16 protein-coding genes are annotated in these 16,782 nt (G+C 70.4%); 9 read left to right on the plus strand and 7 right to left on the minus strand.

All coding sequences use genetic code 11. The annotated features are described in order from the left end of the window. Positions 1-268 precede the first annotated feature (268 nt). The 4 genes from OH768_RS04975 to OH768_RS04990 are packed head-to-tail and all read right to left on the minus strand — an operon-like array spanning position 269 to position 4,275. Positions 269-1,039, minus strand: a complete 771-nt coding sequence (locus OH768_RS04975; RefSeq protein ID WP_406450413.1) for an SDR family NAD(P)-dependent oxidoreductase — start codon at positions 1,037-1,039, stop codon at positions 269-271. Next, complete coding sequence (gene hisD / locus OH768_RS04980; protein ID WP_406450415.1) at positions 1,036-2,337, minus strand: histidinol dehydrogenase; 1,302 nt, start codon at positions 2,335-2,337, stop codon at positions 1,036-1,038. Before hisD ends, OH768_RS04975 begins: the two co-directional genes overlap by 4 nt. 40 nt (positions 2,338-2,377) lie before the next feature. Beyond that, positions 2,378-3,313: a VOC family protein gene (locus tag OH768_RS04985; protein WP_406450417.1), complete on the minus strand. Its 936-nt coding sequence runs from the start codon at positions 3,311-3,313 to the stop codon at positions 2,378-2,380. After that, a complete protein-coding gene (locus tag OH768_RS04990) occupies positions 3,310-4,275 on the minus strand; it encodes a fumarylacetoacetate hydrolase family protein (RefSeq protein WP_406450419.1) in 966 nt (321 codons plus the stop codon). Before OH768_RS04990 ends, OH768_RS04985 begins: the two co-directional genes overlap by 4 nt. Before the next feature lie 228 nt (positions 4,276-4,503). Between OH768_RS04990 and OH768_RS04995 the strand changes: the two genes are divergently transcribed. The 8 genes from OH768_RS04995 (at position 4,504) to OH768_RS05030 (ending at position 12,248) form a co-directional block, all read left to right on the plus strand. Beyond that, positions 4,504-4,809 carry an antibiotic biosynthesis monooxygenase family protein gene (locus OH768_RS04995; RefSeq protein ID WP_406450421.1) on the plus strand — a complete coding sequence of 102 codons (306 nt, stop codon included), beginning with the start codon at positions 4,504-4,506 and terminating at the stop codon, positions 4,807-4,809. A 36-nt stretch (positions 4,810-4,845) separates the two neighbouring features. Continuing rightward, complete coding sequence (locus OH768_RS05000; protein WP_406450423.1) at positions 4,846-5,970, plus strand: FAD-dependent monooxygenase; 1,125 nt, start codon at positions 4,846-4,848, stop codon at positions 5,968-5,970. Beyond that, positions 5,967-6,974, plus strand: a complete 1,008-nt coding sequence (locus tag OH768_RS05005; RefSeq protein ID WP_406450425.1) for an amidohydrolase family protein — start codon at positions 5,967-5,969, stop codon at positions 6,972-6,974. The genes OH768_RS05000 and OH768_RS05005 overlap by 4 nt, the downstream gene beginning before the upstream one ends. Beyond that, positions 6,971-7,951: a cyclase family protein gene (locus OH768_RS05010; protein ID WP_406450427.1), complete on the plus strand. Its 981-nt coding sequence runs from the start codon at positions 6,971-6,973 to the stop codon at positions 7,949-7,951. The genes OH768_RS05005 and OH768_RS05010 overlap by 4 nt, the downstream gene beginning before the upstream one ends. Positions 7,952-7,959: 8 nt before the next feature. After that, positions 7,960-9,330, plus strand: a complete 1,371-nt coding sequence (locus OH768_RS05015; protein WP_406450429.1) for an FAD-binding oxidoreductase — start codon at positions 7,960-7,962, stop codon at positions 9,328-9,330. Positions 9,331-9,333: 3 nt separating this feature from the next. Continuing rightward, complete coding sequence (locus OH768_RS05020) at positions 9,334-10,290, plus strand: fumarylacetoacetate hydrolase family protein (protein ID WP_406450431.1); 957 nt, start codon at positions 9,334-9,336, stop codon at positions 10,288-10,290. 156 nt (positions 10,291-10,446) lie between these two features. Continuing rightward, positions 10,447-11,439, plus strand: coding sequence for a LysR family transcriptional regulator (locus OH768_RS05025; protein WP_406450433.1), 993 nt, complete (start codon positions 10,447-10,449; stop codon positions 11,437-11,439). A 38-nt stretch (positions 11,440-11,477) separates the two neighbouring features. After that, positions 11,478-12,248, plus strand: coding sequence for an SDR family NAD(P)-dependent oxidoreductase (locus OH768_RS05030; RefSeq protein WP_406450435.1), 771 nt, complete (start codon positions 11,478-11,480; stop codon positions 12,246-12,248). Between the two features lie 49 nt (positions 12,249-12,297). Here OH768_RS05030 and OH768_RS05035 read toward each other — a convergent pair whose 3' ends face one another. Together OH768_RS05035 and OH768_RS05040 are read right to left on the minus strand one after the other, a co-directional pair. Further along, entirely contained in the window at positions 12,298-14,097 is a 1,800-nt protein-coding gene (locus OH768_RS05035; protein WP_406450437.1) for an FAD-dependent oxidoreductase, read from the minus strand. A gap of 64 nt (positions 14,098-14,161) precedes the next feature. Then, positions 14,162-15,127, minus strand: a complete 966-nt coding sequence (locus OH768_RS05040; RefSeq protein WP_406450439.1) for a zinc-binding dehydrogenase — start codon at positions 15,125-15,127, stop codon at positions 14,162-14,164. Positions 15,128-15,227: 100 nt separating this feature from the next. On the opposite strand from OH768_RS05040, the gene OH768_RS05045 reads away from it, so the two are divergent. After that, positions 15,228-15,710, plus strand: coding sequence for a MarR family winged helix-turn-helix transcriptional regulator (locus tag OH768_RS05045; RefSeq protein ID WP_406450441.1), 483 nt, complete (start codon positions 15,228-15,230; stop codon positions 15,708-15,710). 10 nt (positions 15,711-15,720) lie between these two features. Here the strand turns inward: OH768_RS05045 and OH768_RS05050 are convergent, their stop codons facing one another. After that, entirely contained in the window at positions 15,721-16,680 is a 960-nt protein-coding gene (locus OH768_RS05050; RefSeq protein ID WP_406450443.1) for an NADP-dependent oxidoreductase, read from the minus strand. Positions 16,681-16,782: the final 102 nt, after the last annotated feature.

The raw sequence follows: 16,782 nt of genomic DNA on the forward strand, positions 1-16,782 counted from the left end.
GTTGCGCAGTGTGACCGGCCGGCCGTCGAACGCGGGGTGCGGACGGGCCCGGCGGAGGCACCGAAGGTGCGCACGAGGGAGTGAAGCAGCCATGAGAACCAGGGAATAGGCGGGCGGCACACACATATGGGAGCCCGATGCCTCGGATCACGCCGACCATTTCATGGCGGTCACACAGAGTTGTCATAGGGGGTCAACGCCCATACGCACGACGGTGAGGCGGGCGGCTCACGGGCCGTCCACCTCACCGTTTCCGCCCACTGTTCCGCTATGCCGGGGCGATCATCCCCGCCGACAGGTCGATGTCGGCCCCGCACAGGCCGGGCATCGCGAGCATCGCCACGAGCGCCTGCGCGACCTCGTGCTCCTCGACGAGCCTGCCGAGGGCGGCCCGGGAGGCGAAGTCGCGCTCTGCCTCGGCCACCGTGCAGCCGGTCAGTTCGGCGGTGAGCCGGAAGTTGCGGTCCATACGCGGGCCTCGAACCGGGCCAGGGGAAAGGGAGTTGACCGCGATCCCCTGCGGTCCGACCTCCCCGGCGAGGGTCCGGGTCAGGCCGAGCAGCGCCATCTTGGAGGCCGTGTACGGCGTCCGGTTGAGCAGCGGGCGCTTGCCGCTGACCGAGGCCACGTTGACGATGTCGCCGCGTCCGGCCGCGAGCATCGGCGGCAGGAAGGCCCGGCACATCAGATAGACGCCACGGACGTTGGCGGCGAAGACGTCGTCCCACTCGTCCGGCTCGATGTCGACGAGGGGCCGGACAGGGCCCGCGACTCCGGCGTTGTTGACGAGCAACGACACGTCCTCGTCGGCGAGTTGGGCGGCCAGGGCGCCGACGGCGGAAGGGTCGGAGACGTCGCACACCGCCGTACGGGCCTGGCCGCCGTCCTTGACCACATGCGCCGCCGCTTCCGCGAGCGCCGTCTCGTTGCGCCCGACCAGGACCACCCGGGCGCCGGCGTCCGCGAGGGCCAGCGCGAAGGCGCGCCCCAGCGGTCCGCCGCCACCCGTGATGACGGCCGTACGGCCGTCCAGCGTCATTCGGTGTTCCACGGCAGCTCGTCGCCCGCGGCCTTCGCGGCCCGTACGTCACCGGAGCGCGCGTGGCCCTCGAAAAGCTCAACGCGGGCCGCCCGCCCGCACAGCCGGCCGAGCAGGGCCTGGGAATCGGTGTCGGTGACCTCCTGGTAGGTCACCGTCTTGAGGTACTTCCCCACCCACAGACCTCCGGTATAGCGCGCGGCACCACGTGTGGGCAGCACATGGTTCGTGCCGATGACCTTGTCTCCGAACGACACACAGGTCCCCTCGCCGAGGAACAGGGCGCCGTACTGGCTCAAGCGCTCCAGCGCGAGGCGGGGTTCGGCGGTCAGCACCTCCACGTGCTCGAAGGCGAACTCGTCGGCGAGGGCGTACAGCTCGTCGAGCGTGTCGACGACGTGTACCTGGCCGTGGTCGCGCCAGGCGGGGCCGGCGAAGTCGCGGGTGGGCATGCCGGGCAGGAGGCGTTCCACCTCGGCGATGGTCTGCTCGGCGACCTCGCGGGAGGTGGTGATGAGGACGGCCGGCGAGTCCGGACCGTGCTCGGCCTGGGAGAGCAGGTCGACGGCGCAGACGAACGGGTCGGCCTGCTCGTCGGCCAGGACGAGGATCTCGGTCGGCCCGGCGAACAGGTCGATGCCGATCTCCCCGAAGAGCTGCCGCTTGGCCTCGGCGACATAGGCGTTTCCGGGTCCGGCGATGAGGTTCACCGGCCGCATCGTGTCCGTCCCGACGGCCATGGCGGCCACCGCCTGCACTCCGCCGAGCAGCCAGATCTCGTCGGCGCCTGCGAGGTGCATGGCGGCGACGGTGGCGGCCGGGATCTCCCCGTGGATGGGCGGCGTACAGGCTACGACCCGGGGCACGCCCGCGACCTTGGCGGTGACGATGGTCATGTGGGCGGAGGCGGTGAGCGGGTAGCGCCCACCGGGGATGTAGGCGCCCGCCGCTTGCACGGGGATGTGCTTCTGCCCGAGCCGCACGCCCGGCAGGGTCTCGACCTCGAACTCCCGCAGGGAGTCGAGCTGGTGGCGGGCGAAAGTGCGCACCTGGTCCTGGACGAAGCGGATGTCGTCGATGACCTGCTGCGGCACCGACGCGACGATCTTCTCGACCTCCTCGTCGGACAGCCGGAAGGACTCCGGGGTCCACTTGTCGAACTTCTCGGAGTAGGCGCGCACGGCCTTGTCGCCGCGCTCACGGATGTCCGCGATGACGCCGGTCACGGTCTCCCGCACCTGGCCGAGGGAGGCGGTCACCTCTGACTTGGGCACGGCGTGCTTCAGGATCGTTGCCACAACTGCGGCCTTTCTGCGGGTGGTTCGCGACAAAGGGGGGTCAGACGGGGGGCGCCACGAAGAGCACGTCGGGGTCGTTGAACTGCTCCTTGGCGACCGACTCGCTCATCGGGTCGGCGGTGCCCCACTGGTCCTGGGTGATCGGGTCGTCGACGTCATGACGGCCCGGGTGCCACAAGTCCTCTTCGAGGACGGCGAGTTCGGTGGTGTACTCGACGGTGTTGCCGTGCGGGTCGTGGAAGTACGAGAAGGTGTTGTCACCGGCGAGATGCCGCCCGGGCCCCCAGGTGAGCCGGGTCCCGGCCCGCAGTGCCCGCCCGGTGCCGCGCATGTACTCCTCGACCCCGCGCATCTCGAACGAGGCGTGGTGCAGGGAGACATGGGGTCCGCGGGCGATGGCGAAGGAGTGGTGGAGCGGGCTGCACCGCAGGAAGTACATGAGGTCGCCCATGTGCGTCGAGAACAGGGTGTCGGTGAGCCGGAACCCGAGGTGCTGGACGTAGAAGTCCCGGAGCCTTTCCGGGTCCTGGGAGTTGACCACGCAGTGCGAGAGCCGGACCGGGATCGCCTCGCGCTCCTCGATCCTGCGGTGGGTGCGGGTGGCGACGTCGGCGGAGACCTCGACGACCCGGCCGTCCGGGTCGAAGAACCGGAAGCCGTAACCACCGCCCGGAGTGTCCAACGCGCCTGGCTCGCCGAGGAGTTGGACCCCGGCCCGCCCGAGTCGCCCGTGCAGCTCGTCAACGGCGGCCGGTGAGACGGCGCCGAAGGCGACCAGGTCCATCCGCTTCCGCTCGTCCTCACGGATGCGGACGATGTACTGCTCGGGGCTGCCCTCGGCGGCGAAGAAGGCGACACCGCTGTCGTTGGCGACCTCGGTCAGGCCCCAGGTGGTGTCGTAGAAGGCGCGCTGGCGGGCGAAGTCCGGTACGGCCAGGTCGACATGGCGCAGATGGGTGATGGGCTGGAAGGTCACTGTCCGCTCCTGACGGTGTTGCGCTGGTGGCCGAGGCCGGTGATCTCCGACTCGACGACGTCGCCGGGTTTCAGGAAGACGCCCCAGTGCGCGCCGTTGCCGGCCGGGGAGCCGGTGAGCAGCAGGTCGCCGGGGCGCAGGGTGGTGGTCGTGGAGACGTAGGCGATGAGCCGCGGGATGTCGAAGATCATGTCCTTCGTCGACTCGTCCTGGCGGACAACTCCGTTGTGCCGCAGGGTGATCCGCAGGTCTCCGGGGTCTCCGACGAAGGCGGCCGGTACCAGGAAGGGCCCGGTCGGCAGGAAGGTGTCGGCGTTCTTGGCGGTGAACCAGTCGGTGCCGATGGCCTTGAGGTCGGGCCGGTAGAGGCGGTCGCGGGTGGTGAGGTCGTTCGAGATCGTGTATCCGGCGACGTACTCCATCGCCTTCTCGGCCGGGATGTTCTTTCCCGACTTCCCGATGACCAGGGCGAGTTCGAGTTCCCAGTCGTGCTGTTCGCCGAGCGCGGGGAGCACGATGTCGTCGTAGGGACCGCTGATCGCGCGCGGGGAGCCGAGGAAGACGTACGGAACGCCGTTGCGGGCGCGCTCGTCCATCATCAGCTCGGCGTCGGCGCGGGCCTGTTCGGGGGTGGCGCCGTGCACGCTCTCCTTCTCGGCGGCGACCAGATCGACCACGTGCTTGCGGTAGTTGGCGCCGCTCTGCAGGATCTGACCGGGTTCGACCGGGGTCAGGACGCGCAGGGCGGCCAGCTCGTGCCAGGTGCCTTCGGAGGACCGGGCGAGGCCGGCGAGCCGGGGCAGCCAGTCGTCCCAGTCCTCGACGAGCGCCCGGACCGACGGCACGAGGTCGGAGAGGTCGCGCACTCGGGAACCGGTGACCAGGCCGGGGAAGACCGCCGCGCCGGAGGCGAACGTACCGAGTGCGAAGGGTCCGGCATGGGTGGGCTGTGGATCGGGCACGGCGCTCTCCTCGTACGGGTGGGGGCTCGCCCTCGACGCTAGGCAGCCCGGGCACCCGGCGGAAATGGCGATCCGCGATGCCTGCCATCACCGGCCGCGCGGGCCCTCGACCGGGGCTCCATCGCCGTACGGGATGCATGACGTCCCCCTTGCCGATGCCTCGATCCGTTGACCGTGGATCGACCACCCACGCAGGCTCGGAGCACCCACTTTCCCGAGGAGAAGAACGTGATAGTCGAGCATGCCGAGCTGACCGTCGAGGCGGGTCGGGAGCGGGAGTTCGCGGAGGTGTTCGGCAAGGCCCGTGAGGTGCTGGCCGAGGCCGACGGGTTCCGCTGGGCCGAGCTGCTGCGCGGTGCCGAACGGCCGGGAGTCTTCCTGCTGTTGGTCGGCTGGGACTCGGTCGAGGCACACATGGTCGGCTTCCGCGAGTCCGAGCCCTTCGCGCGCTGGCGGGCCCTGGTCGGACCGTTCTTCACGGAGCCGCCGGCCGTCGAGCACTTCCACGAACTCGGGCCGCGCTTCTCCCGGTGACCCCACTCCTTTCTTCTACGTTCGCAAGGATCGCCCATGCCCGTACAGAAGGTGCTCGTCGTCGGCGGCGGCATCACCGGTAGCGTGCTGTGTCTCGCGCTCGCCCAGCGGGGCGCCGAGGTGGAGCTCGTCGAGATCTCTCCGCAGTGGTTCGGTGTGGGCCATGGCATCACCGTCCAGGGCAACGCGCTCAAGGCGCTGCGTTCCGTGGGTGTCCTGGACCGGGTGCTGGCCCGGGCGGTGCCGTTCGACATCATGCGGCTGCGCACGGCCGACGGCGGGCTGATCACCGAGTTGGACACCCCGCACACCGGCGGGCCCGAACTGCCTTCCACGGCGGGCGCGTTGCGGTCCGATCTGCAGGACGCGCTGTGTGACGCGGTGCGCGGGCACGGGGTGCGGGTGCGGCTCGGGCTGAGCGTGGACCGGCTGGACCAGTCGCCCGGCCACGTGGACGTGTCCTTCACGGACGGTTCGACCGGCCGCTACGACCTCGTCGTGGGCGCCGACGGCATCAACTCGGCGATGCGCGCCCTGATCGGCATCGACACCAAGCCCCGTCCCGTCGGCATGTCGATCTTCCGGGTCGTCGCGGAGCGCCCGGCCGAGATGGACTGCGCCGAGGTGTACTACGGCGGGCCCCGCTTCAAGGCCGGCTACAGCCCGATCTCACCGGACCAGTGCTACGCCTACCTCCTCGACGAGAACCTCGACACCTCACTCATCGGCCCGCGCGCCCCGCTCTCCCTGCTGCGCGAACGCGGCGCCGGGTACGGCGGCACCTGGGGGAAGATCCTCGCCTCGCTGCCCGACGACACGGCGGTCGACTACCGCTGGATCGAGGCGATCCTCGTCGACGAGCCCTGGCACCGGGGCCGTGCGGTGGTCATCGGCGACGCCGCGCACGCCTGTCCCCCGCTGATCGCGCAGGGCGCGGCGATGTGCATGGAGGACGCGGTGCTGCTGGCGGAGCTGGTGACGGCGGACGAGCCGACGGAGAAGGCCCTGGACCGCTTCATGACCAGGCGGGTCCCCCGGGTGCGGATGGTCCTGGAGAACTCCCTGCGGCTCGCCGACTGGGAGATCCACCCGGGCACGCCGGGCGCCGACCCGGCCCGCATCATGTCGGAGACGCTCGACAACCTGACGGCGGCGGCGTGACCGGCTCGCCCGTGGTCGACTTCCACGGCCACCTCGCCGTCCCCGCCGCCGACGCCCTGGTCGCCGGCACTCCGGGTCTCGCCGCCGAACTGACCGCCGAGCAGCGCGCCCACTCCCCCGCGTCCCTGGCCGCCAACCGTGCCCAACTCCAGCGGCTGGCACCCAGGTTGACGGACGTCACCACCCGCCTCGCGGACCTCGACGCGATGGGCGTCGACATCCAGGTGGTCGGCCCGATGCCGATGCACCACTACTGGGCGGACCAGGACCTCGCGATCCGGCTCACCCGTACCGTCAACGAGGTCGTGGCCGCCCACTGCGCCACCGCGCCGGACCGGCTGTTCGGCCTGGGCACCGTCCCGCTCCAACACCCGGACCTGGCCGTCGCGTTGCTGGACCAGGCGGTCAACGTCCATGGCCTGTACGGCATCAGCGTCTCCACGACGGTCGACGGCCGCGAACTGGCCGACCCCGCACACGACACGGTGTGGCAGCGGGCCGAGGAATTGGGCGCGGTCGTGTTCATCCACCCCTGGGGCTGCTCCCTCGGCGAACGCCTGGCGACCAACTACCTGGGAAACACGGTCGGTCAGCCGGTGGAGACGACGGTCGCGCTCTCGCACCTCATCTTCACCGGTGTCCTCGACCGCTTCCCGCGCCTGAAGCTGGTGGCGGCGCACGGCGGCGGCTATCTGCCGACGTACATCGGCCGCTCGGACCACGCCTGGCGGGTGCGCGAAGACGCGCGCGGCTGCGCCGAGTTGCCCAGCGCCTATCTGCGGCGGATGTGGTTCGACGCGCTCGTGTACACCCCGTGCGCGCTGCGCCGACTCGTCGAGGAGGTGGGCGCGGACCGGGTCGTCCTCGGTACCGACCATCCCTTCGACATGGGTGTCGACGACCCGGTGGCCCGCCTGGACGCGGCCGGGCTCGCCCCCGCCGACCGGGCCGCGATCGCCGGGGGCAACGCTCTCGACCTGCTGTTGAAAGGACACACCCGATGACGACCCGCCCCGCCCTCGGCCCCATCGAGGAAGAGCTCGCCAAGGCCCGTTCCGCCTACCGCAATTGGGGCCGCTGGGGTGAGGACGACGTGCTCGGCACGCTGAACTTCATCGACGACGCGATCCGCGCCCACGCGGTGGGCCTGGTGCGGCGCGGACGGTCCTTCTCGCTCGCCCAGGAGTTCAACGAGTCGGGCCCACAGCGCGGTTTCCGCGGCCGTATCAACCCGGTGCACTACATGAAGGACACCGGTTCCGACGCGGCGGCCGGCACCCAGGGTTTCCCGCACGGCTTCGGCGGCGCCGACGACCACATCGTGATGCCCCTGCAGGCCTCCACACAGTGGGACGGCCTCGGCCACATCTACGACAACAAGCAGGCGTGGAACGGCCGTCCGTGCACCATCGTCAACGGCGACGGCGACTCGGTCACCGGCATCGAGCACATGAAGGACGCCTTCACCAGCCGCGGGGTCCTCCTCGACGTGGGCCGCACGGTCGGCGACGAGCACGGTGAACTCCCGGACGGATTCGCCATCCTGGAGGAACATCTGCGTGCCACCATCGAGGCACAGGGCGCCACCAGTTCGGTCCGGCGCGGCGACCTCGTCCTGATCCGCACCGGGCAACTGGGCCGCGTACGGCGGCTCGGGGCATGGGGCGGCTACGCCGCCGGTGACGCGCCCGGCCTCTCCTTCACCACCCTCGGCTGGCTGCACCGCACCGAGATCGCGGCGATCGCCTCCGACACCTGGGGGCTTGAGGTACGGCCCTACGAGTTCCCGCAGCCCGCGATGTCCCCGCTGCACCAGATAGCGATCCCCAACATGGGCCTCCCGCTCGGCGAGATGTGGGACCTGGAGGCACTGGCCGAGGACTGCGCGGCCGACGGCGTCCACGAGTTCCTGTTGGTCGCCGCGCCGTTGCCGGTCACCGGCGCGGTGGGCGCACCCGTCAACCCGATCGCGATCAAGTGAGTACGCGCGTGAATCCGAACCGTTTCTCGGGCACCCTTCACTTCCCTGACGACGAGGACTTCGAGGCGGCGTGCTTCGGCCGGGTCTTCAACGCCCGTGTCCCGTACGACCGTTCACCGGCCGCCGTCCTGATGGCCGAGTCGGAGCAGGACGTGGTGGAGGGGGTACGACTGGCCCTGGAGCGGGGCTGGCAGGTCGCCGTCCGTTCCGGCGGGCACAGTTGGGCCGCCTGGTCGGTGCGTGAGGACGCGCTGCTGATCGACCTCGGGGGCTTCCGCGAGATGGCGTACGCCCCGGAGACAGGGATCGTGACGGCGACCCCCAGCGTCAAAGGCGGCGACGAACTCAACCCGTATCTCGGCGAGTTCGGCCGTTTCTTCAACGGCGGCCACTGCCCCTCCGTAGGCATCGGCGGCTTTCTGCTCCAGGGCGGGCAGGGCTGGAACGCGCGGGGCTGGGGCTGGGCGGCGGAGAACATCGTGGCGATCGATGTCGTCACCGCCGAGGGCGAGTTGGTGCGCGCCGACAAGACGCAGCACGACGACCTGTACTGGGCGGCACGCGGGGCGGGCCCGGGCTTCTTCGGCATCGTCACCCGCTTCCACCTCCGCACCCGCCCGCTGCCGAGGTACCTCGGACACACCGTGCACGCGTATCCGCTGGACCTGTTCGACGAGGTCATGACCTGGCTGCACGGCATGCACCACACGGTCTCGGACCTCGTCGAGATCGTCGCGCTCACGCAGACACCGCCCGACCTCGACGAGCCGGTGCTGCTGGTCACGGGCGTGTCGATGACCGACACCGCCGAGGAGGCCGCCGAGGCGCTGGCGCCGCTGCACGCCAACCCGTACGCGGACCGAGCCCTGTTCCGCGTGGAGGCCCAACAGACCACACTGGCCGAACAGTTGGCGGGCCAGCGCGCCGCCAACCCCGAGGGCCACCGCTACCTGGTCGACAACGCCTGGCTGACCGGCCCGGCCGAGGAGGTCGTACCGGCGATCCGCAAGGCCTTCACCGAGCAGCCCACCCGGCAGACCTTCACCATCTGGTTCTCCATGGCCCCGCTGCGCCAACTTCCCGACATGGCCTTCTCGTTGCAGTCGGAGATCTACTGCGCCACCTATGTCATCCACGACGACCCGTCACGGGACGCCGAGTTGCGCACCTGGCTGGACGAGGCGATGGCCGACATGCAGCCGGTCACCGCCGGCCAGTACCTCGGCGACTCCGACTTCACCGTGCGGCAGTTGAGGTTCATGGGCGACGAGCAGTGGCGGCGGCTGCGGGAGATCCGGGCCGCCCGCGACCCCAAGGGACTCTTCGCGGGCTATCTGAGCACGGGGACCGTCACCAACACCAACCACTGGGAGCAGTGAGCGATGCGTTTCGCGACATACGAGTACGAGGGCGTGGAGCGCGCCGGGGTCGTCCGGGACGGGACCGTCCATCCGCTGCCCGAGGGCGTCACCGTACTGACCCTGCTGGAGCAGGAGGTGCTGCACGCGGCGGGTACCGAAGCGCTGCGCCAGGCAAGCGACTTGACGGTGGACCAGGTGCGGCTGCTGCCGCCGCTGAAGCCGCCGTCCATCCGGGACTTCGTCGGGTTCGAGGCGCACATCGAAGGGGTGTCGAAGTCACTGGACGGTCTTGAGCACGTGCCCGAGGAGTGGTACCGGGCGCCCAACTTCTACTTCACCAACCCCCATGCGGCGTACGGCGCGCACGACGACGTGCCGGTGCCGGCGGCTTGCTCGGTGCTCGACTTCGAGTTGGAGGTCGGGGTCGTCATCGGCCGCAGCGGGCGTGATCTCACGCCGGAGCGGGCCCGTGAGCACATCGTCGGCTATCTGGTCTTCAACGACTGGTCGGCGCGTGATCTGCAGAAGCCGGAGAAGAACCTCGGGCTCGGCTTCTCCAAGGGCAAGGACTTCGCGAACACGTTGGGCCCTTGCCTGGTCACCGCCGACGAGGTCGAGGACCGGCGCGACCCGGACGGCTTCCTGGACCTGGAGATGACGGTCACCCTCAACGGCGAGCTGATCGGTCGCGACACCCTCGCCAACGTCTCCTGGACCTTCGAGGAGATGATCGCCTACGCCTCCCGGGACGCCTGGGTGCGTCCCGGGGACATCCTCGGCTCGGGCACCTGTGGCTGGGGCGCGCTGGCCGAGTTCTGGGGCCGGGTCGGCGAGCGCACCCCGCCGCCGCTCCAGCCGGGCGACGAGGTGACTCTCAAGGTGGAGCGCCTCGGCACGCTCTCCAACCGCGTGGTGCCCGGCCGTACGGACGTGTACCTGCCGCGCGCCCGGAAGCGCGGCCGGACCCCGCGGCCGTAGACCCACCGCGTACTCTTCCGACCTGCACACATCCGGGGATCCGATGGCAGCTATCGGATCCCTGTGACTTCCCTCCCGGCCCCTTCCTCGGCGGGAAGGCGATCGTTACGCTCCGGTTTCACCGAGCTTCAACGACGCGGCCGGAAGGACACACGCATGGGTCTGGGAGCAATCGACCTGAATCTTCTGGTGGCTCTGGAAGCCCTCCTGGAGGAGAAGAACGTCACCCACGCGGGGGTGCGGCTGTCCACCAGTCAGTCCGCGATGAGCGGCTCTCTGGCCCGGCTGCGGCGGCACTTCAACGACGAGCTGCTGGTGCGGGTGGGCCGCGAGTACGAACTGACCCCGCTCGCGGAGCGGCTGCTGCCGGTCGTCCAGTCCTCCCTGCACAAGGCGGAGGAGGCGCTCTCGCTGACCAGGCACTTCGATCCCTCGCGCAGCCGGCAACGCTTCTCGGTGGTGATGTCCGACTACGTCATGACGGTGTTCGTGGAACCTTTGCTGCGGGCCCTCGCGCAGGAGGCCCCCGGCATCCGGATCGACTTCCACCCGATCGTCATCGGGCAGTTGGAGACGGAGACTCATCTGCGCTGTCACGACCTGATGATCGTGCCGCTCGGTTATCAGCTGCCGGGGGTCAGCGAGGCCGTGATGCACGACCGGTTCGTATGCCTCGTCGACCCGGACAACCCGCGTCTGGTGGACGGTCGGCTCTCGCTGCGCGACCTCGCCGAGATGCCGCACGCGGCCTGCGCCGTCGGGAAACTCACGCCCGCGGACCGGCAGTTGGAGACCCTGGGCATCACACCTCGGGTGCAGGTGAGCACGCCAGGCTTCAACGTGCTGCCGTTCCTGGTGAGCGGCACCGACCTGGTCGCCGTGGTCCCCGAACGGCTCGCCCGGCGTTACGAGGGATTCGCGCGCTGTGCCGTCGTACCGACGCCCTTCCCCGACGTACCGCTCGTGGAGGCCATGTACTGGCACCACAACCGGCACGCGGACCCGGCGCACCGCTGGCTGCGGGAGACGGTCCGCAAGGTGGGGGCGTCGCTGGACGACCCGGTGGTGCACCAGATCGCCGACGAGATCGCCGGCGCGGATGCCACCCATGCCGATCGTGCGTTTCCGGAGCTGACCGCGGCTTCCTAGCGTGGACGGGAGACAGCCCGCATCCCTTGGAGGTAGCCGTGAGCCGCACGCGTCTGGCCGGTCGTACCGTCGTTGTCACCGGGGCCGCGCAGGGCCAGGGAGCCGCCGAGGTGACGGCCGCGGCCCTTGAGGGGGCGACGGTGGTGGCGACCGACGTCCTGGACGAGGCCGGCGAGAAGCTCGCCGCGTCCCTGCGCGCCGACGGCCTGGACGTCACCTACCGGCACCTGGACGTGTCGTCCGAGGACGACTGGGCGGACCTCGCGGCCTCCCTCGCGGAAGTACACGGCCTGGTCAACAACGCGGGCATTCCCATGCGGGCGCGGCTCGGCGACGTCCAACTCGCCGACTGGAACCGGGCGTTCGCGGTGAACACCACGGGCGCGCTGCTCGGCATCCAGGCGCTCACCCCGCTGATGCCGCCCGGCTCGTCCATCGTGAACGTCGGCTCGGTCGCGGGTCTCACCGCGCATCACGCGGTCGCGTACACCGCGAGCAAGTGGGCGCTGCGCGGCCTGTCGAAGGTGGCCGCGCTGGAGCTGGCGCCACGCGGCATCCGTACGAACGTGATCCACCCCGGCTACATCGAGACCCCGCTGATGGCGTCCGCGAACCCGGTGTTCGTACAGGCCCATCTGTCGCTGACGCCCCAGGGACGGGCGGGGACGGTGGACGAGGTGGCGCCGCTCGTCGTCTATCTGCTGTCGGACGAGGCGTCGTACGTCAACGGCGCGGAGATCACCGTGGACGGCGGGTACGCGGCGCACGGCGGGGTGAAGGCGATCACGAACGCGCTCGACGCCTCGTGACGGCCGTCGGCCCGGGCGGCACCGGCCGTCGTGGGTGAGGGCTGGGGCGCTACTGATCGGTGCGGTCGCTGCGGAAGTTGGCGGTCAGCCGGTTGATGCTCTTGACCGCGAGTTCGGCGAAGTTCGAGCGGGCGACGATGGCGGTCGTCTCGCCGTGCCGTCGAACGCTGCGCAGGTCGCGTTGGACCTGGCGCGAGAGTTGGTGGAGTTCGCGTTGGGCGGTGGCGAGCCGCCGCTCGGCGGCGGTTCGGGCCTGTCGGTGCTCCCGTCGGGTGCGGGGAGTGCCGGCGCTGTCGGAGAAGGTCTCTGTGGGCATGTCGGTGCTCGCTTCCGTGGTGGTGGGTCGCGTCGCCGCGAGGGAGCGGACGCCGACGGTGTCAAAATAGGCTTCTACGGAGCCGAGTTCGGCGGTGTCGAGCACGGCGGCGACGTATCCGTCCGGGCGGACGAGCACCCACTGCTCGGAGAACAGTCCATAGGCGTTCTGGACGCGGTCGCCGCTGTCGAGGATGTCGCCCCGGGTACCGATGGTGTGGATGTGCAGGCCGGAGCGCGGTGCCGGGGCCGAGGCCTCGTCGACGTCGTGGCCGAGAAGGGTCCAGTGGGGTCCTTGGAACAGGCTGAACAGGCGGGTGGGAAGGCCGCCCGCGCCGGTGACGGGCGCGTCGGGCGCACGGTCGCCGGCCAGTACGCCCTTGTCGCGCTCGGGATTGTGCAGCGACAGGGGCGAGTTCAGGTAGCCGAGGTCGAGCTGACTGACCTCGCGGCCCCGGTGGATGTCGCGGTTCTTGGCCGCTTCCAGCAGTTTCTCGGACAGGCCGAGGACGGCTTCGGCGATGGGCCGGCGTTCCTGCTCGTACGTCTCCAGCAGGGATTCCGGGGCGCCGTCGAGTACGGCGGCGAGCTTCCAGCCGAGGTTGTAGGCGTCCTGGACACTGGTGTTGAGGCCCTGTCCGCCGGTCGGCGGGTGGCAGTGTGCCGCGTCCCCGGTCAGGAACACTCGCTCCCGCCGGTAGGTGTCGGCGAGCCGGGCGTTCATCTGGAACGCGGACGCCCAGGACACCGAGCGGATCACGACGTCGTCGCGGCCGGTGCGTTCGCGGAGGAAGGCGGTGAGCCCCTCGGCCGAGAGGTCCAGGTCGACGTCGAAGGGGACGGGGGCCTGGAGTTGGAACATGTCGGTGCCGTAGAGCGGGCACATCGAGACCTGCCCCGCGGTGTCCTCGCCCCAGCGGTGCCAGGCGTCGGACGAGACACCGTCGACGTACACATCGGCCACGATCGCCCGCACGCCGAGGGTCTTGCCGGGGAAGCCGATCCCGAGCTTCTTGCGGACGAAGCTCGATCCGCCGTCGGCACCGATCAAGTACCTTGCGCGTACGGCCTGTTCACCGTCCGGGGTGGCGATGCGCGCGGACACGCCGTCGCCGTCCTGGTCGAAGCCGACGAGTTCATGGCCGTAGCGCGGGGCGTGGCCCAGTTCGGCGAGGCGTTCGCGCAGCCGGCGCTCGGTGAGGAACTGCGGGACGAGCAAGGGTATTTGGTACGGCTCCTCCGGCGTCGGCTCCGACATCTCCACGCCGACCTGGTCGATGGGTCCGTCGGCGGTGTAGACGCGCTGGACGGGATACTCACCGCCGGAGGCCACGATCCGGTCGATCACGCCGAGGTCCTCGAACACCTCCTGGCTGCGGGGCTGGATGCCCTTGCCGCGGGAGCCGGCGAACGGCTGCGGCGCCTTGTCGATCAGCAGGAAGGCGATGTTCCTGCGGGCGAGGTCTAGGGCGAGGGTCAGACCGGCCGCGCCGGTGCCGCAGATGACGACGTCGGTGTCCGTGGTGGGAGACATGGCTCCGAGCTCCTTCGGTAACTCCATTGGTTCCAGTACGAGTTGCATGACGGCCTCGCCGGGGTCAGGGCACCAGGACGGTGCGTACGCCCGGGACCTCGGGCGCGTTCCAGGCGCTCTCGACGTCGGCGAGGGGTACCGCCTTGGCGGTGACCGCGATGCCGCCGCTCTCGATCTCCTCGACGAGGGACGGGAGTTCCTCCAGGTACGTCCTCGTGGACACGGCGCCCTGGCCGTTGCCCTGGAGCCGGAAGTTCGCCGAGCGCAGTGCCACTGAGGGGAGTTCGATGGTGGGGCCCGCCATGGCGCCGATCTGGATCCAGTTCAGGGCGCGACCACGGTCGGCACGGGCCCGCAGCAGGGCCATGATCGCGTCACCGGCCGGCTTGCCCCACAAGTAGTCGATGACCAGGTCGACTTCGGCGGCCTCCTTGGCCAGCGCCGTCGCGGTGGCGTCGGCGTCGTCGGTGAGCGCGACGGTCGCGTCCGCTCCGATTGCGGGCAGGGCCGCCAGGCGAGTCTGGTCGCGTCCGGCGCCGACGACCCGCCCGGCACCGAGCCGCTTGGCGACCTGGACGGCCATCTGTCCGGCGTTGCCGGTGGCGCCGAGGATCAGCACCGACTGCCCTGCCTCGATCGGGACGCGGCGGCGCAGCGCCACCCAGGACGACATGGCGGGGTTCATCGCGGCGGCGATCTTCACGACGTCCGCGCCGTCGGGCAGCGGGATGCTGTGGCGGCTGTCGATGACGGTGCGGGTGGCCATCGGGCCGACCAGTTCGTCGTCGGCGACGAAGTACACCAGCCGACCGTCCGCACGCCGGCCGACCCCGTCGACTCCGGGCACCAACGGCAGCTTCCCGGTGCTGGTGTAGTGGCTGCCCGACGCGCCGGTGCGCACTCGGGGGTGCAGGCCCACGGCGAGGACGTCGACGATTTCCTGGTCCTCGTCGGTCGGCGCGGGCAGGTCGAAGGGCTCGTAGCGGGGCGGGGCGTCGAACGAGTTGACCACCGCGGCGTGGACATCCATGGCTGCTCTCCTCAGATTTGGTACGCGGAACGGAGAATTTAGTACGTGGCACGAATCAAATTAGTAGGTGCCACGTACCTTTGCAAGTAGAATCCGGAACATGACCTCACCGCGCGACACCGCGCCCCCTGCGGCCGAGGACCTCGGCCTGGTCGACGCCCTCGCCCAGCTGTCGTTCCTGGTGCAGAACGCGCTGGCCGAGATCGCCGGCGAGTACGACCTGTCGATCACCCAGACGCGGCTGCTCGGGATCCTGCGGGACCGGGAACCGACGATGAACCAACTCGGCCGGCACCTCGGCCTCGACAAGTCCTCGATCACCGGCCTCGTCGACCGCGCACAGCGCCGGGGTCTGGTCACCCGCACGGTCAGCACCGTTGACCGCCGCTCGTTCCAGGTGTCGATCACCGACGCCGGCCGACAGCTCGTGGAGCAGGTCGCCGAGCGGTTCGCCGAGCGGATCGAGAGGTGCGTCGAGCCGCTTCCCGGAGCCGACCGGAAGCGGCTGTCGCGGATGGTGACGCGGATCGTGACCGCCGACGCCGACGACCGTGGCATCGACCTGCGCACCGATCCCCGCTGACCGGACTCCGTCAGACGGAGCCGCGCGGCACCGTCACCACGTGCTTGCCCACGACGCCGCCGCGCTCGAACGCCCGGTGCGCCGCGGCGATGTCCGCGAGCGGGTACACGCTGTCGATCACCGGGCGCAGCGCGCCCGAGGTGACACGGTCGGCCACATCGCGCAGCAGGGGGGTCTCGGGGTTGGCGCTGAAGGTGCGGATGCGGCGCGAGCCGTGCACGCTCGACGCGGCGATCGCGGCAATGGCGGACGGGGACAGTCCGACGGTGACCATGCGGCCGCCCTTGGCCAACCGGCCGCGGTAGCAGTGCAGTTCGGTGCCCACGGTGTCGACGATGACGTCGAACGGCCCGATCCGGTCCGAGGTGGTGGAGCCGTAGTCGAGGACCTCGTCGGCGCCGAGGTCGGTGAGGAACTTGGCGTGGCGGTCGCGGGCCAGCGCGGTCACATGGCCGCCCATCGCGTGCGCCAACTGCACGGCGGCGGTGCCGACTCCGCCGGCCGCGCCCCGGACCAGAACCCTCTCGCCGCTCACCAGACGCACACTGTCGCGCAGCGCGATCAGCGCCGTGGCACCCGCGACCACCAGGGAGGCCGCCTCGACCGAGGAGAGGTCCGCCGGGGCGTGTGAGATGCGCTCTGCGGCGACCACGACATACTCGGCCGCCCCCGCGACGGAGTGCCGCTGCCGGGGGTGCACCATGCCCCACACCCGGTCCCCGACCCGATAGCCCTCGACACCGGCGCCGGTCGCGGCGACGACGCCGGCGAAGTCCAGCCCCACTCCGATCGGGAAGCGGCGCCCCGACACCATCTTCAACTCCCCCGCCCGGACGATCACATCGTGCCCGTTCACGCTGGACGCCTCGACCGACACCAGCACCTCACCCGCGTCGGGAGTGGGACAGTCGACCTCGTTGACCTGCAGTACGTCCGCCGTACCGAAACCCGTGATCTGAACGGCCTTCATGTCGCTGTTCCTTCCGTGGCCCGCTGTGTGGTTGATCCGATGCTGGACCCCGCACGCGGCATCACGGTCGTTCTCCTTTTCCTGGGTCCGGCAGACCCACCC

This window comes from Streptomyces sp. NBC_01622 (genome assembly GCF_045209635.1).
GTDB lineage: Bacteria > Actinomycetota > Actinomycetes > Streptomycetales > Streptomycetaceae > Streptomyces.